General features: G+C 52.9%; 23 protein-coding genes and 1 riboswitch. All 23 genes read left to right on the top strand.

Annotated features, from left to right (window positions below; all coding sequences use genetic code 11):
* Positions 1-85 precede the first annotated feature (85 nt).
* Complete coding sequence (locus tag C7459_RS17675; RefSeq protein ID WP_109690615.1) at positions 86-619, top strand: PCYCGC motif-containing (lipo)protein; 534 nt, start codon at positions 86-88, stop codon at positions 617-619.
* Positions 620-779: 160 nt separating this feature from the next.
* Positions 780-1,409: a C39 family peptidase gene (locus tag C7459_RS17670; RefSeq protein WP_109690614.1), complete on the top strand. Its 630-nt coding sequence runs from the start codon at positions 780-782 to the stop codon at positions 1,407-1,409.
* 133 nt (positions 1,410-1,542) lie between these two features.
* Positions 1,543-2,709: a pyridoxal phosphate-dependent aminotransferase gene (locus C7459_RS17665; protein WP_109690613.1), complete on the top strand. Its 1,167-nt coding sequence runs from the start codon at positions 1,543-1,545 to the stop codon at positions 2,707-2,709.
* 88 nt (positions 2,710-2,797) lie between these two features.
* Positions 2,798-2,915: riboswitch (SAM riboswitch) on the top strand.
* A gap of 94 nt (positions 2,916-3,009) precedes the next feature.
* The gene (locus tag C7459_RS17660; RefSeq protein ID WP_109690612.1) at positions 3,010-4,245 is read left to right on the top strand and encodes a 2,3-diketo-5-methylthiopentyl-1-phosphate enolase; all 1,236 of its coding nucleotides are present in this window, start codon (positions 3,010-3,012) and stop codon (positions 4,243-4,245) included.
* A 26-nt stretch (positions 4,246-4,271) separates the two neighbouring features.
* On the top strand, positions 4,272-4,943 hold the full coding sequence (locus tag C7459_RS17655) for a 2-hydroxy-3-keto-5-methylthiopentenyl-1-phosphate phosphatase (protein ID WP_109690611.1): 672 nt from the start codon (positions 4,272-4,274) through the stop codon (positions 4,941-4,943).
* On the top strand, positions 4,940-5,608 hold the full coding sequence (locus C7459_RS17650) for a methylthioribulose 1-phosphate dehydratase (RefSeq protein WP_109690610.1): 669 nt from the start codon (positions 4,940-4,942) through the stop codon (positions 5,606-5,608). The genes C7459_RS17655 and C7459_RS17650 overlap by 4 nt, the downstream gene beginning before the upstream one ends.
* Positions 5,609-5,637: 29 nt before the next feature.
* Complete coding sequence (locus C7459_RS17645) at positions 5,638-6,192, top strand: cupin domain-containing protein (RefSeq protein WP_109690609.1); 555 nt, start codon at positions 5,638-5,640, stop codon at positions 6,190-6,192.
* Positions 6,193-6,637: 445 nt separating this feature from the next.
* A complete protein-coding gene (locus C7459_RS24200) occupies positions 6,638-6,739 on the top strand; it encodes a helix-turn-helix domain-containing protein (protein ID WP_109690679.1) in 102 nt (33 codons plus the stop codon).
* Positions 6,740-6,854: 115 nt separating this feature from the next.
* The gene (locus C7459_RS17635) at positions 6,855-7,736 is read left to right on the top strand and encodes a hypothetical protein (protein ID WP_109690608.1); all 882 of its coding nucleotides are present in this window, start codon (positions 6,855-6,857) and stop codon (positions 7,734-7,736) included.
* 71 nt (positions 7,737-7,807) lie between these two features.
* The gene (locus C7459_RS17630) at positions 7,808-8,731 is read left to right on the top strand and encodes a hypothetical protein (protein WP_109690607.1); all 924 of its coding nucleotides are present in this window, start codon (positions 7,808-7,810) and stop codon (positions 8,729-8,731) included.
* Positions 8,732-8,863: 132 nt separating this feature from the next.
* Positions 8,864-9,910 carry an ion channel gene (locus C7459_RS17625; RefSeq protein ID WP_109690606.1) on the top strand — a complete coding sequence of 349 codons (1,047 nt, stop codon included), beginning with the start codon at positions 8,864-8,866 and terminating at the stop codon, positions 9,908-9,910.
* 145 nt (positions 9,911-10,055) lie between these two features.
* A complete protein-coding gene (locus tag C7459_RS17620) occupies positions 10,056-10,829 on the top strand; it encodes a YqcI/YcgG family protein (RefSeq protein WP_109690605.1) in 774 nt (257 codons plus the stop codon).
* Between the two features lie 15 nt (positions 10,830-10,844).
* On the top strand, positions 10,845-11,168 hold the full coding sequence (locus C7459_RS17615) for a cupin domain-containing protein (RefSeq protein WP_170119532.1): 324 nt from the start codon (positions 10,845-10,847) through the stop codon (positions 11,166-11,168).
* Complete coding sequence (locus C7459_RS17610) at positions 11,165-12,457, top strand: APC family permease (protein ID WP_170119531.1); 1,293 nt, start codon at positions 11,165-11,167, stop codon at positions 12,455-12,457. Before C7459_RS17615 ends, C7459_RS17610 begins: the two co-directional genes overlap by 4 nt.
* Before the next feature lie 110 nt (positions 12,458-12,567).
* Entirely contained in the window at positions 12,568-13,293 is a 726-nt protein-coding gene (locus tag C7459_RS17605; protein WP_109690602.1) for a polyphosphate kinase 2 family protein, read from the top strand.
* A 379-nt stretch (positions 13,294-13,672) separates the two neighbouring features.
* Positions 13,673-16,009 carry a beta-ketoacyl-[acyl-carrier-protein] synthase family protein gene (locus tag C7459_RS17600; RefSeq protein WP_109690601.1) on the top strand — a complete coding sequence of 779 codons (2,337 nt, stop codon included), beginning with the start codon at positions 13,673-13,675 and terminating at the stop codon, positions 16,007-16,009.
* A 52-nt stretch (positions 16,010-16,061) separates the two neighbouring features.
* On the top strand, positions 16,062-16,337 hold the full coding sequence (locus C7459_RS17595; RefSeq protein ID WP_109690600.1) for a phosphopantetheine-binding protein: 276 nt from the start codon (positions 16,062-16,064) through the stop codon (positions 16,335-16,337).
* Positions 16,338-16,425: 88 nt separating this feature from the next.
* Entirely contained in the window at positions 16,426-17,937 is a 1,512-nt protein-coding gene (locus C7459_RS17590; protein ID WP_170119530.1) for a phytoene desaturase family protein, read from the top strand.
* Positions 17,934-18,698, top strand: coding sequence for a 3-oxoacyl-ACP reductase family protein (locus C7459_RS17585; RefSeq protein WP_245884616.1), 765 nt, complete (start codon positions 17,934-17,936; stop codon positions 18,696-18,698). Before C7459_RS17590 ends, C7459_RS17585 begins: the two co-directional genes overlap by 4 nt.
* An 11-nt stretch (positions 18,699-18,709) precedes the next feature.
* Positions 18,710-19,447, top strand: a complete 738-nt coding sequence (locus C7459_RS17580) for an SDR family NAD(P)-dependent oxidoreductase (RefSeq protein WP_109690597.1) — start codon at positions 18,710-18,712, stop codon at positions 19,445-19,447.
* A gap of 47 nt (positions 19,448-19,494) precedes the next feature.
* Positions 19,495-20,988, top strand: a complete 1,494-nt coding sequence (locus tag C7459_RS17575; RefSeq protein ID WP_109690596.1) for a phytoene desaturase family protein — start codon at positions 19,495-19,497, stop codon at positions 20,986-20,988.
* Positions 20,985-21,746: an enoyl-CoA hydratase/isomerase family protein gene (locus tag C7459_RS17570; protein ID WP_109690595.1), complete on the top strand. Its 762-nt coding sequence runs from the start codon at positions 20,985-20,987 to the stop codon at positions 21,744-21,746. The genes C7459_RS17575 and C7459_RS17570 overlap by 4 nt, the downstream gene beginning before the upstream one ends.
* Positions 21,747-21,786: 40 nt before the next feature.
* Positions 21,787-22,224, top strand: a complete 438-nt coding sequence (locus C7459_RS17565; protein WP_109690594.1) for a 3-hydroxyacyl-ACP dehydratase FabZ family protein — start codon at positions 21,787-21,789, stop codon at positions 22,222-22,224.
* The last annotated feature ends 56 nt before the right edge of the window (positions 22,225-22,280 follow it).

The raw sequence follows: 22,280 nt of genomic DNA, 5'->3' as shown, positions 1-22,280 counted from the left end.
AAAGTTACGGTTAAAAGGATCGTCCAAGCTCAGAAATGCTCACACTGGTGACACATAGAAACGACTTTTGAGGAGGGAACAAGCGATGAAATTTACACGTATCGCCATCGGCGTACTGTCTGGATCGATGATGCTGCTCGCAGGTTGTGCAGCCACGCAGACCGCGAACAATGGCGGAGCTGCGGACACGCAAGCTGCACCCGTGATGAAACTGTCCGAACATCAGCACCAAGTCGCCAATGGCGACATTCAGGAGGAGACCAAGTCGCTGACCGACCTGCCGACATTCCTGCTCAACCAAGATCCGAAAATCATCAAGGCGTACAAAGTCGCCGCAGCGAACAAAGACCTCATCAGCCAAATGCCTTGCTACTGCGGCTGCGGGGGAAGTGCAGGTCACATGAGCAACCTGTCCTGCTTCATCCATGAGGTCAAATCAGACGGTACGGTCGTCTGGGATGACCACGGCACCCGTTGCGACACCTGCATGAACATCGCCGTCACCTCCGCGAACCTCAAGGAAGCTGGCAAGTCCGTCCTCGAGATCCGCAACATCATCGACGGCAAGTACAAGGAAGGCTACGCACAACCGACGCCGACCCCGATGCCGACAACTTAATTGATGCAAAGTAGAACAGCAAGCCTCGTCCCGCGATCTGCAGGGACGGGGCTTTTTTGCGTCCTTGTCATAAATTATGCAAGGAAATAATAAATAAACTATTGAAAATAGAACCTATCTATTATATAATCAGAATTATTAAAGATAGGGAGGTTTTCAAATGAAGAAGAAATTTCTCGTAGCACTGACCGCCGCTCTGGCGCTGACCACGCAAGTGGCGATGGCATCCCCGAACCTGGGCGTTACCACTCCGGAAGGCACGCAACAAAACGGCATCACCATCCAATCCGTTTCCCTCGCAGTTCCGCTCTACAGCCAATCGGGCCAGACCTGGAGCTCCCAAGTCATGTCCTCCTGTGGCAGCACGATCTCTGCTGCTGGTTGCACGCTGACCTCGACCGCAATGGTCTTCAAATACTACGGCGTTGCCATTGACCCAGGTCAATTGAATGTGAAAATGGGCGCATCCGCATGCCCGCTCGTCTACGGCGATGCAGTCACGAAGGCAGGCGCTGGGATCGTCAGAACCGTCGCCACCTCCTCGCCGACCGCTTGGAGCACCGTCTACAGCGCAGCGAAAGCAGCGCTTGACTCCGGCAAACCGTACATCGTCGGCATGAACAAACCGGCAGGCGGCACGCACTTCGTCGTCATCTCCGGCTACGCAACCACCGGCGCGTCTGCTGCTGACTTCACTATCAAAGACCCGGCAGGCGGCGTTACCCGCACCCTGTCTTACTACACCGGCCTCAGCTACACCCCGTACCGTGGTGTAGTCTACAGCAAGTAGTACTGGAAAAAGCCCCTCCCCAGTCTTGACTGCGGGAGGGGCTTTTTTGGTGCGTCGATCGTTAGACTTTTCTTTCTCTTGGGTTCGCTGTATAGTAAAAAAGAATCTTGAAGAGAGAGGGGTTTTTTTACCCATGAACATAAAGCAAGCGGACCGCCTGCAAGCGCTCCCCACCCAATTTTTCTCCACGATGGTCGCGAAGGTCAACAAAGCGATCAACGCTGGACATGACGTCATCAACCTCGGTCAAGGCAACCCGGACTTGCCGACCCCGCCGCATATCGTCGAATCGCTGCGCACCGAAGTGCTGGACCCGATCACGCACAAGTATCCGCCGTTCGCGGGCATGATCGAATTAAAAATCGCCATCTCCGACTGGTACAAGCGCGAATTCAACGTCGATCTCGACCCAGCGACCGAAGTCGCGATCCTGTTTGGCGGCAAAACCGGCCTCGTCGAACTCCCGCAATGCCTCTGCAACCCAGGTGACGCGGTGCTCGTGCCAGATCCGGGCTACCCGGACTATTGGTCGGGCGTCGCGCTGGCCGGGGCCGAGATGGTGATGATGCCGTTGCTGCGGGACAATGCCTTCCTGCCCGACTACTCGAACATTCCGGCGGACAAGCTTGCGAAGGCCAAGCTGATGTTCCTCAACTACCCGAACAATCCGACCTCGGCAACCGCACCGCTTTCCTTCTATGAAGACACGATCGAATTCGCTCGCCAGCACAACATCGTCGTCGCGTCCGACTTCGCCTATGGTGCGATCGGCTTCGATGGGGAGAAACCGGTCTCGTTCCTGCAAGCAGAGGGAGCCAAGGAAGTCGGAATCGAATTCTACACGCTGTCCAAGACATACAACATGGCAGGCTGGCGCGTAGGTTTCGCACTGGGGAACAAGGATGTCGTCGCGGCGATCAACTTGATCCAAGACCACTACTACGTCTCGCTGCCCTCGTTCATCCAGCGGGCGGCGGTTGCAGCGCTCAACGCACCGCAGGATTGCGTACACGATCTGACGGCGACCTACCAACGCCGCCGTGACGTATTCGTCGGCGGTTTGCGCGATGCAGGCTGGGATGTACTGATGCCAAAGGGATCATTTTTCACATGGGTACCTGTGCCCAAGGGCTTCACGTCCTTGGACTTCTCCGACATGATGCTGGAGCAGGCGCATGTCATGGTGGCGCCGGGCCATGGCTTTGGCGTGAGCGGAGAAGGCTATGTGCGCGTGGGTCTGTTAACTTCGGAGCAGCGCCTGCAAGAAGCTGTAGATCGCATGGTAAAACTCTCCTTGTAATAATACCAAAAAAGCAATTGACAGCAGGGGGTACACCCTGTAATATAGTTTCGTAGTTGCAAGACAATTAAATAAATATTGCACGAACTTCTTATCCAGAGCAGGCGGAGGGACTGGCCCGATGACGCCCGGCAACCGGTATCTTTATACACGGTGCTAACTCCTACAGGAATACACCTAGTTTCATGGTTCCTGAAAGATAAGAGGCACGAAGGCTTATTTCACACTAAGCATGCCTCTTTCTTGTCTTTTTTTGAGAAAGAGGCTTTTTATATGGATTTCGAGAGGAGACCTTCACATATGACGCAGACTGCAGAGTTTGTACACGTCACCTACCTCGCACATAGCAAACCGGGCACCGACTGGCAGAAAAAAGCCAACGGGATCGCCATCGGGCTCACCGTTGGCACGTGGACGGAATTGCCGGCCGCACGCAAGGAAGCGATGCAAAAGCATCTCGGCCATGTCGTCTCGGCAGAAGTCGTCGGCACCGATGCAAACGGTCTGGAACAAGCCTTGCTGACCATTGCGTACCCGACCGTCAATTTCACGCCTGACATCCCGGCGCTGTTGACTTCCGTGTTCGGCAAGCTCTCGATGGACGGCATGATCCGCCTCGTGAACATCGAACTCCCGACCGAGTTTTCCAGCCGATTCCCAGGCCCGAAGTTCGGCATCGACGGACTTCGCAAGCAACTGAACGCCTACGACCGACCGCTGTTGATGAGCATCTTCAAATCGGTCATCGGGTATGACACCGAGACGCTGGCGGAGCAGTTCTACCAACAAGCACTGGGCGGCGTGGACTTGGTCAAGGACGATGAGATTTTCTTTGACGAGACCTATGCACCGTTTGAAAAACGCATCGCGGCGTGCCGCATAGCTGCGGAACGGGCGCAGGCGGAAACGGGGAAGTTCACGCTGTATGCGGCGAACCTGACGGGTCCGGTTACTGAAATTTTTGAAAAGGCGCGCCGTGCGGTCGACGCAGGGGCATCGGCTTTGTTGCTGAACGTCCTGACCTACGGCTATGACGTGTTGCAACGTCTCGCGGAAGACTCGCGCATCAATGTGCCGATCATGGCGCACCCGGCACTTGCGGGGGCGTTGTACCCTTCGGCACAGTATGGCATCTCGGCGCATGTCGTGTTGGGGCAACTGATGCGCATCGCAGGGGCAGATATCGTGCTGTACCCGTCCGCTTACGGTTCCGTGGCGCTGGAACGTAACGAGACGTTGAAAATTGCACAGGCTCTCACGGAGGCGCGCGGTGATGTGAAGCGTGCCTTCCCGGTGCCGAGTGCAGGCATCCATCCGGGATTGGTGCCGTACCTGTACCAAGATCTGGGCAATGACCAGATCATCAATGCAGGTGGCGGCGTGCACGGTCATCCGGGTGGCGCAGCGGCTGGCGGTCGTGCGTTTGGCGCGGCGATTGCGGGTGTGCTGAGTGGCAAGACACTCTCCGAAACGGCGGAGACTTCTCAAGAGCTCGAGACGGCGTTGGCACTTTGGGGCAACCCGTCTGAAAAATAACCTGTTTGTACAATAAAGGAGGAACCATGAGCAAACGTATTGCGATTTTCTGTGACTTTGACGGCACGATCACCGAGCGGGACATGATCATAACGATCATGGAACGCTTTGGCGCGCCGGGTTGGGAGACGACGAAGGATCAGATTCTTAACCAAGAGATATCGATTCAACAGGGCGTTGGTACGCTGTTCCACGGCATCTCCACCACCCGCCGTGACGAAGTGGCCGCCTATGCACAGGAAGTGGCGGCGATTCGCGCTGGGTTCCCGGAATTTCTGGAGTATTGCAAGGAGCAAGAGATCGATTTCTGGGTGACGAGCGGCGGCATCGACTTTTTTGTCAAACCGTTGCTGGAGCCTTATGCGATCGCGAACCCGATCTACTGCAACGGCAGTGATTTTTCCGGCGAGACGATCCGCATCACGTGGCCGCATGCCTGTGACGAGCATTGTACCAACGGTTGCGGCATGTGCAAACCGACTGTGTTGCGCAAGTTTCCGGAGGAAGACCTGTTCAAGATCGTGATCGGGGACTCGATCACCGATTTGCAAGCGGCGAAGCGGGCGGACTTTGTCATCGCCCGTTCGAAATTGCTGAAGGATTGTGAAGCGCTCGGGCTTGCACATGCACCATTTGTAACGTTCCATGATGTGATCGCGGTACTACAACAACTCGTGAAGGGGGAGGTTTTCCAATGACCTACGCATTTAACCAAGAAGACCGCATCCGTGTAGCCCAAGGGCTTGTGGATGTGGCGAAGAACTTTGCAGAGAAAGGCTGGTTCCCGGCGACTTCGGGCAACCTGTCGATCAAATTGAGTGGGGAGCCGTTGGCATTTGGTGTGACGGCAAGCGGCAAGGACAAGGAAAACCTCACCGTTCACGACATCCTCGTCGTCGATGGCAATTCCAAGGCGATTGAACCGACGACCTTGAAGCCGTCTGCGGAGACGTTGATCCATGCAGAAGTTTACAAGCGCGTACCAGAAGCTGGGGCGTGCTTGCATGTACACACCCTGTACAACAACCTGATCTCGGATATTTTCTTCGAGCAGGGCAAGGTGCGGTTGCAAGGGATTGAACTGATCAAGGCGCTGAACATCTGGGAGGAGAACGCGGCGATCGAGATCCCGATCGTGGAGAACTACGCGGACATCCCGAAGTTGGCGGCGGAGATCGGTGACGTGTTGGACCCGCGGATTCCGGCGGTGTTGATTCGCAACCATGGCATCTACGCGTGGGGTGCGGATGTATTTGCAGCGAAGCGTCATGTGCAAGCGTTTGAATGGATGTTCAACTACCTGTTCTTGAAACTGTCTTACCAGCGCGGCGCAACCGTGCCGGTGGAGTTGGCAGCACTCTAATCGCAACGATCTGAGGAGGTTTTTTGACCATGGCAGTAATCCGTTTTGTTGAAACGCAAGAACTGATTGAAGGCACCGAGAACGTAGCGAAGTTTTTGGAAACGCAAGGCATCATCTACGAGAATTGGGACATCACCCGCCTGCAAGGCGAACTGAAAGACAGCTACCAAGTGACCCCGGAGTTGCAACAGTCGATCATCGACGTGTTCGGTGAGGAGATCAAGGCGCTGTCTGCCAAACGCGGCTACCAGTCTCAGGACATTGTCGTGCTGTCGAAGGACACCCCGAACATCGAGGAACTGCTGGTGAAGTTCGTGGATGAGCATCACCATACGGAGGATGAAGTTCGCTTCATCGTGGATGGCGAAGGCATTTTCACGATCAAGGGGCCGCATGATGATGTGTATTTTGACGTGATCCTGTATCCGGGGGATCTGATCTCGGTACCGGCGTACACGCGTCACTGGTTCACGCTAACCGATCTGAAAAAGGTCAAGGCGATTCGGATCTTCGAGAGCAAGGACGGTTGGGTCGCGGTGTATGATGAGAGTTTGATCCCGGCTGATAAGGCGAAGGTGCTGTAAGTGTTTTGATAGCAGATTAACGACGTAACCCCCCTCCATGGTATTGGAGGGGGGTTATTTGTAATGATAGATGCTCCAGGCTCAACTTTCAACATCTGGCCGTTATCCATTGCAATACAAGGTTTTTCAAATGTGAGGGTAGTAAGTGACATAGTTTTAATAGGCGTTGTTTTAGACTGATTAGGAGAGAGTAGATCAAGATAAACGTTCATAAATTTAGTTTATTTACACTGAAATATTTGGAGACATATTGTTTTGTCTTAGTAAAGGTATGGAGGATCTCATTAACCCACTTTGTAGGAGGAGACTGACTGTAAAAATACTTTCTGTAAGTTTGGATGTACTATTCTATTCTCCACAGTTGAAGTTAATTCTCGTTATTAGTAGTCCACCTCTCCTAGTTGATGGGGTTGACCCAGGCAAGATCAATTAAATGTAGAGAGCCATTTGTGAGCAAACGGGTTTATCTAAGCGAACTCTTCGTCGTTATCTATCCGCCTACCGAACCGAAGGTTTCGCTGTACTTCGACCTCATGGAAAAGGGTAACGTTGAACATCGGAAGCGATCACTCCCTATCTCTTTATTTTCTTTTATATTTACATGCAAAATCTATGACTGATATATTATAATTACAATATTGTGAATAAAAAGGGGGTATTTTATGAAAAAGTTCTTTGTGAATATTATGTGCTTAGTGATGGCGATTGTAACTTTCCTAAGCCTCACGGATGTAAAAGCTTTAGCTTTTTCGTCCAAGCCTGATCAACCAGTAGTTTTAAAACAAGAACAAAAAAAGTCCGTTCAAAAGGCAGAACGTGTTGCTAAAATGCCGGACCGTGTGGCAGTTGTTTTACTTCGCGACGAAACAGGTCGAGTCATCAAGACAAAATTCTTTCTAACTCCTAGTACTACAATTGACGAACGGTCGTTTGTTAATCTCAAAAACGGCTATCGACTGGAAGGGATCGACGTACATCCGATCTCTACGGAAGAGTTGGAACTGATCGAACCACAATTCTTTGAGACGATTTTTGATGTAGGAAGTTTTGTACTATCTCTGGCTGAGTTTAATGCAAATCCAACATTTTGGAATGGATTCTGGGTTTTTGCTGATGGTGCTTCAATTGTCTTCCCTGGAGTTCCCGCATTAAGTGGCGTAAAACGAATGATTGAAAATAGTTCTCTTCTGCATGATTCCTTGAAAGTGGGGGTGATGCAATACGGAACTTTGAAAAACAAAACGATACCGGTCAATTGGGAGCGGCATCACATTATTGAGAAGAGGTTTGCACCCTATATCGGTTGGGATTATCTTACCACGGAGAATAATATGCTTGCGATCGCGATGCCTTATGATTATCATAAGGTAGTAACAAATGTACTACAGCAAAAGATTCCTTATGGAACAAACTATCTGTTCTTAACAGACGCAGAGATTTTCAAGGCGCATAAAGAGGCATATTATCAAATGTATTATGAAACAGGCAACGAATACTGGAACTTCTTGGCCAAGTTCGTAGAAACAGGTCAGTGGAGATATTAAGAACTAAACTGTTGAGGGAACAATTCCCCCAACAGTTTTTTCCGTCCAACAGCTTGTAGGGGGTCGATCGCATGAAGATTTACATGAAAGTTTTGTTTACCTCCAAGCAAAGTGATCGTTTGCACGTCGATCAGATTTTCAAGAGCAATGGTGTCAATCAAACACCATCGGATTCGCTTCCTCGATATGCGAGTCAAATGAATTCGCTCGATTATCAGGTAGATATTCTCTACAATCCTGATGTATTTGCAAGGATCTCGCAGGAATTGAGAGCGATCGGAATCCTGAATGTTACATGCAGTTATCGGTTTGAGTATGAAGAAAAGGACTACCATGAAGCCCCGTTTTTTCTCATCAGCGGAATTGGCAACAACCCGGACGTCTATCTGGAGGATCAAGGTGCGGAGTTTGAGACCGAGATCGTATGCGACAACTGTAGGCTTTATCGAAAAAAAGTAGTGTCGCCACTCGTGATTGATACGTCGTACTTGGAAGAGTATGATATGGTACACGTTGACCATGAGCACTTCGTCATTTCTGAGCGGTTGCTCTCACGTTTTAAAGACTGGGGGATCGAGGGCTATGAGACCCACCCGGTTCTACATAAAGGTAGCGACGAAGACAGGCAACCCGCTTATCAACTTGTACCCTCTCAACAGCTCTCACCTTGGAGTGCGAAGAATCCGAAACTGGAGTTTGTAGGCGCTAGGAAATGTCCTCGATGTGATCGGAGAGGCTACCTTGAATACCCTGTTTATTATGAGGACTCCCTCCTACAAGGTCAGTTCGGAGATTTTGTTTCAACACAGGAAGAAGTAGTGGCTGGAAATCGCCTGATTCGCTTGCCACTACTTAGTTCACAACTACGCGATAGGTTGATTGCCGAAGGAATAACCAGTGATGTTCGCGCCCCTGAACAATATGGAGAACGTGATTGGAAGTTAGATCCTATTGTGGTTGTGTCTTCTGTACAAAAGAAAACCCATTTCGATTGATCGAAACGGGTTTTCTTTTGTATAAGTGAACCTCTAGATCCAGATCGGGTGTTAAAATGCAGCAGGAGAGGGCGACTATATGTAGTATAGAAGGAATACGTTTACTTCCCAACATGCTGGAAGGAGGTACCTATGATCTTCCTCACCCGAATCTTCATGAGAATCTTCCTCATGAACAATGGTCTCATCTACGGAACCGCTGTTTTGCTGCTCCTCGTCTCCTCTTGGCTGGCTTACTGGTTGGAGCCTGATACATTTGGCCGACCGTTTCATGGGTTTTGGTGGGTGATGACCACCGTCACCACGACCGGGTACGGCGATTATTATCCGCATACGATCGCGGGCAAGTGTCTCGGGATCTTTCTCTACATCTTCGGAATTGGCTTGCTCTCGATCACGATCACCAAGGTGGCGGGGGCGTTGTTTGTCTATCGGCACAGGAAGGAGGAAGGAAAATTGAAGTTCACGGGCAAGCACCATTTCGTCATCGTCGATTGGAGCAAACACGCCGAACTCGCCACGCAACAAATCCTCCAGACCGACCCAAAAGCGGAGGTCGTGATCATCGACACCTTGGAAAAAACACCGATTCAACACCCGCGCGTTCATTATATCCAAGGCAACCCAGTCAAAGCAGAGGTGCTCGAATCCGCCAATTTAGCAGCAGCCCGTGCGGTGTTTATTTTTGCAAATGACGTCACGGAGAACTACACGGTCGTTCGCGATCCCTCCTTCATCGATGGCAAGACCCTGCTGATCGCCACCGCCATCGAGCGCAACTACAGCCACGTACATACCATCGTCGAAATCAAGGACGAACAGAACCTCCCAAACTTCCAGCATGTCAAAATCGACGAGTTCATCCTCGGACATGACACGATCTCGCAACTTGCTGTCCGCTCCGCCTTCCACCCTGGTACTTCAAACATCCTCTCGCAACTTTTGAAGCACGGTCAAGGTGAGGAACTGCACCAGTTGCGGACGCGACCGGAATGGAAGACCTACCGAGATGCGTTTGTGGAACTGTTGCAGGAAGGCGCGACGCTGATTGCAGACGGTACACAGTTGAGTATCAACCGACGGTTGGAGGAGGAGATTCCTGCTGAAGCCAGCTTGTTTGTGATCTGCGACGAGGAGACGTACAGACGCTTGCGAAAAATCGAATCCGCAACCCGCTAAAACCCTTCGCACCGCGCGAAGGGTTTTTTTGTACATCTTGGAATGAATATATTTACACAAATAATGCATTATTATAATTAAAACGTTATTAGTTTGACTTCTAATTTATTATTTTGTATACTATGAAAAAAATGAGGTGGTAGTAATGGCTGAAAAGACAACCAACCAACTACAACATCAAGATACCTCTACGAAGCTGTTCAGACGCAAGGACATCGAGCACGGAGCCGACATTCCCGCTTGGGGGATGGAGGTCTATGAATCTCTGAAGCATGACCTGATCTCGGAAAGCGCACCGTTTCCCTGTGTGTTTGGTGTAGAAGGCTTCAAAAAGGATCTGCTCTGCTACACCTTCACCGAAGACCCGACCAACGAGCAAGACCTGATGCAACTGCGTGATGCGCTCGTTGCCTACACGCAGATGTTCCGAGAACTAGGACGCATGACCTCGTTCGTATCGTTTTTCAAGCCGCTTGATGAAACGCTGTCGATGGATGAGTACCAAAACCTGTTCTGGAGCGTGCTGCGCTTCCTGAACGAACACGATCCGGAAGCGTGGCCGATGGAGATTCCAACGAATGCGGATGACCCGCTCTGGGAGTTCTGCTTCAACGGGGAACCGATTTTTGTCGTCTGCAACACACCGGCGCACGAACTGCGCCGCAGCCGCCGCAGCAAGGGTTTCCTCATCACCTTCCAACCGCGCTGGGTCTTTGAAGAACTGCACGGTGAAAAAGGCGAAAAGGGCCGCGCCCTGGTTCGCCAACGTCTCGCCGCCTACGACGATGTCGAATTGCACCCGTCGATGGGGGTCTATGGCAATGAAGCCAACCGTGAGTGGAAGCAATACTTCATCACGGATGAAAATGAATCACCTGCAAAATGTCCGTTCCATGCCATGCTCAAAGATCAGAAATAAAAGGAGTGTATGAAGTTGACGACTCACTTTGCATCACCGGAAATTGTACGCGGCTCTCGCGTAACGCTGGAAGAGGCAGTGATGGCAACGTTGCCGGTCACCGGCTCTGTCGAAGTCCAACGAGACACCCCACATCGTGAACACCCAACGCATACACACCCAGTTGATGAGACGCTGCTGATCATCGACGGGACGATTACGTTCACCATCGGAGAACAGTCGTGGGAATGCGATTCGGGCGACCGCTTGTTGCTGCCCAAAGGCACGCTGCACTCCTCTGTCGCAGGCGAACAAGGTTGCCTGTATATCATCAAATTGATGGAGTCGACCCCTGCATGACCAAGAACTCGACGGAACTGGCCAAGACACTCACAGTTGGACAAGCAATCGGTCTAGCCATTACCATCGTGGTGGGAAGCGGCCTGCTGGTTTTGCCCGGTTTGGCGTATCAACAAGTACAGGGTGCGGCGCTCTACGCTTGGATTGTGGACGCACTGATCGTCATCCCGCTGTTGGTCATTTTCGCATTCTTAGGCGCGAACTTTCCGAGCGCGGGTGGGATTGCCGGCTTTTTACAAGCCGGTTTTTCCAGACGGGCAGGTGCCGCAACAGAAGTGTTGCTCCTCGGGACGTTTTCGCTGGGCATTCCTGCGATCGCGTTGACGGGCGGCAATTATTTTGCAACTGCGGTAGGTGGCGGTGAAAAAACCGCAATCGCCGCGACGCTAGGGCTGCTGCTCATGGCAGGGCTGGTCAATTTCTTGGGTGCGAAAGTCTCAGGACGTGTCCAGCAAGTCCTAGCATTTACGCTGATTGGACTCTTGGTGATCGTCGCTGTCGTCGCCTTGCTGTTCGGGGATACCACGGCAGGCACGGGTGTCCCTCCGCTGGCCGAGTGGACGAACGGACTCCCGGTGATGGGCATGGTGTTTTTTGCCTACACGGGTTGGGAGATGCTCTCGTTCACTGCAGAGGAATACCGCAATCCCAAGCGCGACTTCCCGATCGCCGTCGCCGCGAGTTTCATCAGCGTGATCTTGCTCTATCTGGGGATTGCGTTGGCGGTCCAATTGACGCTCGCTCCCTCGAATGAACATGTCACAACGGCGCCTGTCGCCGCTCTGCTGTTCTCGTTCTTGGGAGAGGCAAGCGGACGATTCGTGGGTGTGCTAGGCGTGGTCATCATCGCGGCGAACTTGATCGGAGCGACATGGGCCGCGTCTCGGCTGGTGTTCTCATCCGCTCGGGAAGGGTTGTTGCCCAAGGTCTTGAGCCGTCTCGATGCAGGGACACAAAGCCCGCGCATCGCGTTGGTCAGCGTGATCCTGCTGTTCTCCGGCGTGGTGGTGTTGCAAGCCACCAAGGTCATCTCGTTGCAATCGCTGTTGCAAGTGGCCGGGCAGAACTTTTTCCTGTTGTACGGCCTCAGCGTGGCTGCGTATCTGAAACTGGTGCCCCGCACTAGCTACAAAGTGTTCGGCGTGCTCACCCTGTTGCTGGTCGTCGCTGTGATGGGGACGTTCTCGTGGTGGATTCTCTACCCGATCTCGTTGCTGATCATCGGGTACACCGTCTCCGGGTTGCGCAACAACCAGTCGAAGTTAGAAGAGCTCCACCAGAATGGCTAAGCCCGTTTGTCAAAAACCCCTTCACCTGTTGAAGGGGTTTTTGGTTCGTAAATAGATGGTATGATAGAGGGAAGCGTTGAGGAGAGATCATTCAAGGAGGAACGAGCCCTATGAACTTGCAATCGGTAGACCTCTCTGTTGCACTGGAGAAGAAAGAATATGAAGACTTGCTCAAAACCTATCAGCTTCAGCTCGTAGGCTTGCAGCGTAAATTGGTCGAGAAGCGCATCCCACTGGTCCTCGTATTTGAAGGGTGGGACGCATCTGGCAAGGGTGGGGCGATCAAACGCCTCACCGAAAAGCTCGACCCGCGCGGGTTCCAGGTGCATCCGATCGCCGCTCCAAATGATGTGGAACGTGAACACCACTATCTCTGGCGCTTCTTCACACGCTTGCCGCAGCGGGGGGCGATCTCGATCTTCGACCGCTCTTGGTACGGACGCGTGCTCGTGGAACGGGTGGAGAAATTCGCCACCCAAGCGGAGTGGCAACGTGCCTACACGGAGATCAACCAGCTGGAAAAAATGCTGACCGATGATGGCGCTCTCGTGTTCAAGTTTTGGCTGCACCTCTCCAAGGAAGAACAGTTCCGCCGCTTCAAAGACCGCGAGTCTGACCCGTTGAAAGCGTGGAAGATTACGGAGGAAGACTGGCGCAACCGCGAGCGATGGGACGACTACGTCGAGGCTGCACAAGAGATGTTTGCACAGACGAACACGGACTACGCTCCGTGGACGTTGGTTGCAGCGGAGAACAAAAAGTATGCGCGGATTCAAGTGCTGAAGACGGTCATCGACGGCATTCAGGCGGCGTTGAAGAAGTCGGAGCGCCACTAACGTCCTGTGCGACACCAGAACCAGATCGATACGCCAAAAAAGACCGAATCCGGGTGCGGGTTCGGTCTTTTTTTTCGAGGAGCAGACGAAAAAACAAATACAAATTATTGATGGTGGCAAACAAATAAGTATTTTATATTATGTACTTTAATGAAAAGTTAGGTAATTTGCATTGACAAAGTAATAGAGTTCAGATAATCTGGAACCGAAAGTTTAGCAACTTTGTTTGCTACTTGAAACACGGTAATACACATATATTTTTAATTTAAAAACAATTGTAAGTCGAGCATTAGTACGTAGCACGGGTCGTAGCAAAAGAGAGCGGGAGAGGCCTCTCCCTTATCGTTTGGAACCAATCATTCCAAGAGGGGGATATTCAATGGGGACCAGAAAAAGAGTGGTTGTCACCGGGATCGGGATCATTTGTGGCTTGGGCAATAACAAACAAGAAGTTCTGGCCAAAATGAAAGAAAACCAAACCGGAATTGCAAAAATGGAGAGATTTGACACCTCGAAGTTCATCAGCCAAATGGGTGCCGAAGTCAAAGCGTATGAGGCGGAGAGCTATTTTTCCCCAGACGAGTTGGCCCGCTATGATCGCTGTGCGCAATACGCGATCATCGCTGCCCAAGAGGCGCTAGAAGACACGCATGTGTCTTTGGACAGTGCTGGACGTGACCGCATGGGAGTCGCGCTCGGAACCTGTAACGGGGGGATCAACTCCCTGGAAGTGCAATGGACGGTAGAGGGTCTGGACAAGGAGAACACGGCGAAGTACCCCTTCTTCCAACAAGGGGATGCTGTCGCCAAACACTTCGACCTGCACGGACCCGTCAACACGATCAACACCGCATGCGCGGCTAGCGGCAACGCGGTCGGTTTTGCGAGCGACATGGTGGCCGAGGGGTATGCGGACATGATGCTCGCCGGCGGTTCCGACCCGATGTCGATCTCCGTCTATGCCGGGTTTAATGTGTTGCAAGCCTTGAATCCAGAACCATGCTCTCCCTACAACATCCGCTACGGCTTGAGCCTTGGGGAAGGTGCGGCGTTCGTCGTGTTGGAGTCGCTGGAATCTGCGTTGCAGCGTGGGGCGAAGATCTATGCAGAAGTCAACGGCTACGGCTTGAGCAGCGACGCGTACCATGAAACGGCTCCCGAGCCGGAAGGGCGCGGCATCCAGCACGCGGTGGAATTGGCGCTGAAGACAGCGGAGATCGACAAGACCCAAGTCGGCTACATCAATACACACGGCACGGGAACGGCCGCCAACGACTCGGCTGAACTGTTCGGCTTGCGAAAACTGTTCGGCGAGGAGCAATTCTCGAAACTGCCGATCTCGTCGAGCAAAGCGTATTTCGGGCACAACCTCGGCGCTGCTGCCGCCATCGAATACGTGACGACGCTTTTGGCGATGCAGCAAGGCTTGTTGCCTGCCACCTTGCACTTTGAAGCACCGCGCAAAGGCAGTGAGGACGCCAACCTGATCGTCAACAGCATGCGCGAAGAAAAACCGGAGTTCTTCCTGTGCAACAACTCTGCGTTCGGCGGGCACAATTGTTCGATCGTATCGCGCAACTGGAAGCAAAACCAAGCAACCGATACGGAGCGCTCGCGCAACCACAGCCGCGTGGTCATCTCCGGCATGGGCATGGTACACCACCACGGGTACGAAACGGGCAGCATCTTGCCGTGGCTGTCCCGCACGGACGGGCCCGTCGTACCCTGCGAATTCGATCTGAAGGCGTATGACAAGAATCTGTACGAACGCCGGATGAACTCGCTGACCCAATTCAGCATCGGGGCGACCCATCTCGCACTGCAAGACGCAGGGTGGGAGGAAGCGGATGTCAGCGCTTCGCAAGTCGGTCTGATCTACGGGACTTCCCGTGGCAGTTTGCAGAGCGCACAAAAGTACTTAGACATCATCTTCAACAAAGGGCCGGAGTTTGCCAGCGGCATCTATTTCCCCGACATGGTCTTGAACTCCACAGCAGGGAAGATGGCGAAGAAACTCAAGCTCAAAGGCTATGGGACGTCCTTGAGCACCGGTGGCAACGACGGGTTGATGAGCGCGTTGTACGGCTATGAGACGATCAAAAACAACATCCAGACCTATTGCTTGGTCGGAGCCGGGGATGAGCGCTCCGAATTGTCCGCGACGATCGACCGCGCGTTGGGCCTCGATCAAAGTCCCTTCCAACTGTCGGAGGGCGGTGCTTCGCTGCTGCTGTCCAACTTGGAATCGGCTCAGCAAAACGGGATGAAAGTGTATGCGGAACTGAGCGGTTTTGGCTTGACCTTCAGTGCGAGCGAGCAGGAAGTTGAGAAACAACTGCACCGTGCTGTGAACACCGCTCTGGAACATGCTGGTCTGCGCGTCGAGGATGTCGACTTCGTGTTGTTCAGCTCCGCAGGACTTCCGCACACGGCGGGGTTGGAGCAGGACGCGATCGACAGCATGTTCGGCAAGCAGAACATCCCGAATTATTGCTTCAACGATGTGTTTGGCTACGGGGAATCGACCAGCGCCCTCTACCACTTGTATGTGGCGGCCGACATGATCTCCAGCCATCAAAACCAGCAAACAGCTTGGCAAGAAGTGGCTGCTGCTGGGGAGTCGCTGTCAGCAAACCAACGATTCCAACATGGCCTCGTGGTTGGTTCTTCTATCAATGGCAACAACATTGCGGTCGTTGTCAGCGCCGTAAACTAAGCTCATTGGTAGATGTCCTTATACATTTTCATAAAAAGAGGAGAATGCACACATGAAAACGATCGAAGAAATCAAATCTGTGATCAAGCAAAACATTTTGATTGAACGTCTGGAACTGGAAGATATCACCGCTGAAGAAATCAACGACAACGACCAATTGTTCGGCGAAGGTCTGGGTCTGGATTCGGTTGAAGCGCTCGACGTTGTAGCAGGTCTGGAAGAAGAATTCGGCGTGAAATTGCAAGGTCTGCCGCAAGATGAGATCCAAAAACATTTCTTCTCGGTCGAAACCCTTTCGCAATTCATCGCTTCCAAACTGGGCGAATAATCAACTTCTGGTCAAGATTGCAGTTGGTCTAGAGGAACTCTCCTCTAGACCAACCTATTATGTAACCGGAATGGAGGCAGGTGTTCATATGGCGGATGTTGTGGTAGTTGGATCGGGTCTGGGGGGATTGATGAGCGGAGCCATGCTCGCTCAGGCTGGACATCAGGTGCGCGTTTTTGAGCGCCATTATATTCCGGGTGGCTATGCGACTTCGTTTCGCCGCCATCAGTACGAATTCGAAGTCTCTCTTCATATGATCGGCGATCTGCGAGAGGGCGGAGCGATGAATCAGATCATGAAGGAAGTCGGACTCGACAAACGGGTCGAGTTTCTCGAGGCACACAGCCTCTATAAAGTGGTATACCCGGACTTCGAGTTGACCGTTCGCGGCGGACCCGAAGGTCTTGCGGACTATCAGGCCGCCTTGAGCGCTCACTTCCCGGAAGAGCAAGCGGGAATTGCAGCGCTGTTTGCTGAGTTTATGGAGATCCGCAGGGACATTCTCTATCTCTCTGAGAAAACCAACAACGGAGAGAAGGTCGACATTTTCTCAGATGTCCCAACGCTGCTCGTGGACTATACCTCGACTTTTGACCAGATCGTGAGCCGCCACGTGAGTTCGGAGCGCTTGAAATCGATTTTGGGTCAGTTCTGGGTGTATCTGGGCTTACCTCCCTCTCAACTGGCCGGCACGATCATGGCCTACCTGTGGACGGAATACCACGTCTACGGTGGTTTTTACCCGAAAGGACGCTCGCAGACGCTCTCCAATGCGCTGCGGGACATCATCGTCGAGCATGGTGGCGAGGTGCGCACGAACCGAGATGTGGAACGCATTCTCACCGAAGAGGGTCGCGTAACCGGGGTGCAATTGAAAAAAGGCGATGTCATCAACGCCGACATCGTCATCTCCAACGCCAACCCGATGCACACGTTCCGCGATCTGGTCGGCTTCGAACAGCTGCCCGCCAAATACGTCAAAAAAATCGAGAAACTAAAACCGAGCCTCGCGTCGTTGCAAGCCTACGTGTTGCTCGACATGGATTTTGCACAAACGTATGGTGTGCGAGATCACGAGTTGTTCATCAACGAGTACTACGACTTGGATCGCGCATATCAAGAGACGGTGGACAACAAGTTGGAAACGATGCCGCTGTGCGTGACGATCTACGAAAACGTTAGCAAAAACTACCAAAAGTCTGGCAAAACCACGCTCTCGCTGATCGTGCTCAACGATCACACGCACTGGAAAGACCTGACCGAGCAAGAATACCAGCAGAAAAAACAAGAGTCGATGGACATCCTGCTCAAACGCATGGAAGACCGCTTCCCCGGTATGCGTGAAAAAGTGGAAATGTTCGAACTGTCCACCCCGATGACGAACATTCGCTACACCAAAAATCCAGTGGGCGCGATCTACGGTGCGGTGCAGTCGCTCGATCAATCCTTCCAACGACGTCTCCCGCAAACGACGCCGATTGACGGGTTGTATCTGGCCGGGGCATGGACGCGACCGGGCGGTGGGTACACCGGGACCCTGTGGAGCGGATACAACCTCGCCAAACAATTGCTTTTGCAAAACGAGCTCATCACGGAGTGAGCAGAAAGGGTGACCTCATGTTGCTGAGTGGCAAAGTCGCAATCATCACGGGGGCCACGCGCGGGATCGGTAAAGGCATTTTGCAAGCATTTACTGAGGCAGGCGCGACGTGCATCGGGATCTATGCAAGCAGCGACCGTGAAGCGGAGCAGTTGCAGACGGAATACACGGAACAAGGGCACAAGGTGCAATTTTACAAAGGCTCCATCGCAGACCGCACATTCGTCGCCGAGATGATGGCCAAAGTCGTGGCGGAACACGGACGAATCGATGTGCTGGTCAACAACGCGGGCATCGTGCGCGACAACATCTCGTTCCAAATGACCGAAGACGAATGGGATGCGGTCTATCGCACGAACTTCCTCGGCACCTATGTCTGCAGCCTCGAAGCGCTGGAGTACATGTTGCCACAAAAATACGGCAAGATCGTCAACATCGTCTCGGTTACGGGCGTGTTGGGTCGAGAAGCACAAACGAATTACGGTGCGTCCAAGGGTTCTGTGATGGGCTTGACCCGACTGCTGGCGCGCAAGTACGCGCAGGATGGGATCTATGTGAACGCGGTGGCACCGGGGATGATCAATACGGAAATGATCGGCCATGTTCCAAAAGCGAAACTTGATAACTTCTTGCGTTTTACCATTCAAAAACGCCTTGGCGAAACCGAGGAAATTGCCAATTCCGTTTTGTTCCTCGCAAGTGACATGTCCAACTACTTGTCCAACATCGTGTTGAATGCGGATGGCGGTTTCCTTCGATAGGAGGAGCAAACATGAGCAAAGCCATTTTTTTGACCAACGGCGACCAAACCTTCAACCGCCTCATCGCCAATCATTTGCTGGGTCAGGGACATCGCGTGACGGTGTTGTTCCAAGAGGCAACTGCGGCGGAAAGCTACTTGCAAGAGACTGCGGAGGAGCAGCGTGAACGCCTGCATGTGTTGGTGGAGCATGCCTACACCCTCGACACGGTGACGGCCGTGCTCGCAGAGGCGGGGACCCGCATGGAGGGACTTGATGTCCTGATCCACGGCAACGAAATGCTCAACGAAGAAGACCTGTTCGAACAAGATCCGCTGAATTTTGGGGAAATGATCTCCGAGACGTTCCGTCGGATCTACCTGTTCAACCGCGTGGCGGTCAGCACGATGATGCGCCGCAAGTCGGGCAGCATCATTTTCCCGATGTTCTTCGATGTCTTGCACTATGCGGGCTATCCGAGTTCTCCGGTCCTGAACCAAGGCAAGATCTCGTTCATGAAATGCCTGTCCAAGGAGTTGACGGCCTTCAAGTTGGCGGTCAACGCGATGACATTCGGCTATTATGACGAGAACTTCGACAGCCCAACGAAAAAGGGAATCAAGGAAGCTGTGGAAATTTTCGGCCTCAAACCGACGCTGTTGTCCTGGCAGGAGATGATCCCGGCGCTTGATTTCTTGGTCAACCCGCCGGTGAAAAACCTTGGCGGTCAAAACATCCACATCTCAGCTGGCAACGAAACCATCCTGTAGGCCAAGGAGTTTCGAGATCGGGCACTTTTGTAAGGGGGGGCAAGGCGTTGGCGCGAAGACCGAAACATGACCACTACGATGTGATCGTGATCGGGTCCGGAATGGGCGGTCTAGGTACGGCCGCCTATCTGGCCCAAGCGGGGTACAAGGTGCTGGTGGTAGAGCGACATTACCGGGCGGGCGGCTACACACATTCCTTCCGTCGCCATCAGTACACGTTCGATGCCGGGGTGCGGATCGTCGCTGGAGCGGAGCATGGGCTTTTGTCCGACTTGCTGGAAGCTGCTGGGTTGACGGGCAAGTTGCCATTTATCCGGTTGGATGAAGTCTATGCGGCGTGGTACCCGGAACATCAATTTACCGTGCCTCGGCAAGTGCAAGGGTTGGTGCAGACGTACACCGATCTGTTCCCTGAGCAGGAGCCGAACATCAAAGCGCTGGTCGCGGAGATGGAAGCGGTGTACGAAGCGATGATCGAAATGATCCATGCCCGCGACCCGTTCCAAGTGTTGTCCAATCCGATGATCATGAAGTATCGCTCGTTGACCTTCCACGAGATGTTGCACTCCTTCCTCACCGACGAGCAAGCGATCTATACCTTCGCAGCGCTGTGCGGCTATTATGGGACGTCTCCGAAAACCGGTAGCGCGATGTTTTTCGCCTACGCGATCATGAGTTATTTCAAGTCGGAGATCTACTATTGCAAAGGCGGCTTCCAGCAGATGGCGAACGCGTTCGTGGAGCGGATCGAATCCCTCGGCGGCGAAGTCTGCCTGAGCAACGAAGTGCAACAGATCGTCGTGGAGGACAAGCAGGTCAAAGGCGTGCGGCTCCAGACAGGGGAATACGTGACAGCGCCGTTGGTCGTCTGCAACGGTGACATGCTAAAAATGATTCATAACCTCGTGGGCGAAGAACATTTCCCCAGCCGCTACATCAAAAAAATCTCCAAGTTGGCGGTGGCCTTCTCGGCTTTCGAAGTGTTTATCGGCACAGACCTGCCGCTTGAAGAGATGGGCCTCGCGCACGAGACGTTCCTCTACACCGACTATAATTATGAAAAGCTCTACGACAATCACCACAACCTCAAAGAACTGGGCGCAGAAGGCGTCTGCATGCTCGCGATCTCCATCCCTTCGCTGGTCGATCCAAGTCTAGCACCGGAAGGCAAAAAGACGATCGCCCTCACCACGTTTGCACCCTATGACATCGGGGAGCCGTGGGCAGATGCCAAGCCGAAGTTTGAGCAGGCGTTGATCAAATTGGCGGAAAAAGTCATCCCAGGCCTGTCCGAGCATTTGGACTTTGTGGAATCGGGCACGCCCTTGACGATGGAGCGATTTACGAACAATAGTTTCGGTTCGATCTACGGTTGGAATCAAAACATGGAGCAGATGATCTCGCGTCCGCAACATGAAACGCCGATCAAGGGCCTGCATGTGGCGGGGCACTGGACCGATCCGGGCGGTGGTGTCGTCTCGGTGTTGCTGTCCGGCTACAAACTCTCGCAAAAAATATTGACGAAGGAGCAATCGTCATGAGTCTTGTCAACATCCGCAACGCAGGGGCTGTGCGCTATGTGGAACTGGACGATCAGGAAAAGAAAAACGCCCTCGATCCCTTGATGGCGGACGCGTTGCTTGCGGCGATGGAGCAGGTTCATGCCGACCCGGAGTGCAAGATCATCGTGTTTACTTCGACGGGCCGCAATTATTTCTCGATCGGCCCGGATCTGGAGGGCATGATCGAACTGGCAAGTCGCGAGGATGGGGTCCAAGATCTCGAACGCGTGGCCGCCAAGCTGAACGCCTTCATCATGGCGATTCACACCTCGCCCAAGATCACCATCGCCGCGCTGCACGGGTATGCATTTGGCGGCGGTTTGAACGTCTTTTTGGCCTGCGACTACCGAATTGCCGAAGCGAAGACCAAGTTTATCGAGAAATTTTACTATATGGGGATCACGCCCGACCTCAGTTCCAGCTATTTTCTGCCGCGCCTGATCGGTCAAACGCGCACGAAGGACTTGCTGTTGACCGGACGCATGTTCACGGCGCGGGAAGCGGCCGATTGGGGGCTGTTCCAGGAAGTGATCGACAAGCGCAGCGAGATGATGGCGCGTGTGGAGGCGTTGTGCAACCAGTTTCTGACGGGTGGAACGGACACGATCGTCGGGATGAAGGCGTTGTTGAATCGCGACGACGGGCTGGCGGAGCATCTGGAACTGGAGAAGACTTGGCTGTGCGAGCGTTTCCGAGACCCATCTGTCCGCGAACGGCTGATGAACATTCGTTCCTAGCGAAGGGAAGCTCGAAAAGAGACCGAGGGGAGGCTCATTCATGGATGTAAAAAGTGTTATGCCCCACGAATTGCTCAAACAGGCACCGCCTTTTTTGTTCATTGACCGGGTGGAGTCGGTAGAAGCGCAGAAGATCGTCTGTGTCAAAAACTTGTCGTACAACGAGCCGTATTTTGCGGGCCACTTCCCTGGACAACCGGTTGTACCAGGGGTATTGATGATCGAGATGGCGGCTCAAGCGAGCATGCTCTTGGCGATCTCGATGGAGGAGTCGGAGACGACCGAGCCACGCATCGCGTACTTGGTGCAGAGCAAGGATTTCCGGTTCTACAACCAAGTCAAGCCGGGAGACTGCCTCTACATCAAAGTGGAGATGAAAGAAACCGTCGGGAACTACATCACGACCAAAGTGCTGATCAACATCGGCGACACCAGCAAAAAGGCGGCCAAAGGCGAACTGATTTTCTTTTTACCCTAGAGCGGAATTCGCGGGAGGTTGGGCAGAGGCCCAACCTCCTTTTTTTGTTGTCTGTT

It is taken from the genome of Tumebacillus permanentifrigoris, from assembly GCF_003148565.1.
Taxonomy (GTDB): Bacteria; Bacillota; Bacilli; order Tumebacillales; family Tumebacillaceae; genus Tumebacillus; species Tumebacillus permanentifrigoris.
This window is presented reverse-complemented; position numbering and strand designations above follow the sequence as displayed.

Bases quoted from the DNA above. Each gene is read 5' to 3' on its own strand.
- C7459_RS17675 (WP_109690615.1), top strand. From the start codon at position 86: ATGAAATTTACACGTATCGCCATCGGCGTACTGTCTGGATCGATGATG.
- C7459_RS17670 (WP_109690614.1), top strand. From the start codon at position 780: ATGAAGAAGAAATTTCTCGTAGCACTGACCGCCGCTCTGGCGCTGACC.
- C7459_RS17665 (WP_109690613.1), top strand. From the start codon at position 1,543: ATGAACATAAAGCAAGCGGACCGCCTGCAAGCGCTCCCCACCCAATTT.
- C7459_RS17660 (WP_109690612.1), top strand. From the start codon at position 3,010: ATGACGCAGACTGCAGAGTTTGTACACGTCACCTACCTCGCACATAGC.
- C7459_RS17655 (WP_109690611.1), top strand. From the start codon at position 4,272: ATGAGCAAACGTATTGCGATTTTCTGTGACTTTGACGGCACGATCACC.
- C7459_RS17650 (WP_109690610.1), top strand. From the start codon at position 4,940: ATGACCTACGCATTTAACCAAGAAGACCGCATCCGTGTAGCCCAAGGG.
- C7459_RS17645 (WP_109690609.1), top strand. From the start codon at position 5,638: ATGGCAGTAATCCGTTTTGTTGAAACGCAAGAACTGATTGAAGGCACC.
- C7459_RS17635 (WP_109690608.1), top strand. From the start codon at position 6,855: ATGAAAAAGTTCTTTGTGAATATTATGTGCTTAGTGATGGCGATTGTA.
- C7459_RS17630 (WP_109690607.1), top strand. From the start codon at position 7,808: ATGAAGATTTACATGAAAGTTTTGTTTACCTCCAAGCAAAGTGATCGT.
- C7459_RS17625 (WP_109690606.1), top strand. From the start codon at position 8,864: ATGATCTTCCTCACCCGAATCTTCATGAGAATCTTCCTCATGAACAAT.
- C7459_RS17620 (WP_109690605.1), top strand. From the start codon at position 10,056: ATGGCTGAAAAGACAACCAACCAACTACAACATCAAGATACCTCTACG.
- C7459_RS17610 (WP_170119531.1), top strand. From the start codon at position 11,165: ATGACCAAGAACTCGACGGAACTGGCCAAGACACTCACAGTTGGACAA.
- C7459_RS17605 (WP_109690602.1), top strand. From the start codon at position 12,568: ATGAACTTGCAATCGGTAGACCTCTCTGTTGCACTGGAGAAGAAAGAA.
- C7459_RS17600 (WP_109690601.1), top strand. From the start codon at position 13,673: ATGGGGACCAGAAAAAGAGTGGTTGTCACCGGGATCGGGATCATTTGT.
- C7459_RS17595 (WP_109690600.1), top strand. From the start codon at position 16,062: ATGAAAACGATCGAAGAAATCAAATCTGTGATCAAGCAAAACATTTTG.
- C7459_RS17590 (WP_170119530.1), top strand. From the start codon at position 16,426: ATGGCGGATGTTGTGGTAGTTGGATCGGGTCTGGGGGGATTGATGAGC.
- C7459_RS17580 (WP_109690597.1), top strand. From the start codon at position 18,710: ATGAGCAAAGCCATTTTTTTGACCAACGGCGACCAAACCTTCAACCGC.
- C7459_RS17570 (WP_109690595.1), top strand. From the start codon at position 20,985: ATGAGTCTTGTCAACATCCGCAACGCAGGGGCTGTGCGCTATGTGGAA.
- C7459_RS17565 (WP_109690594.1), top strand. From the start codon at position 21,787: ATGGATGTAAAAAGTGTTATGCCCCACGAATTGCTCAAACAGGCACCG.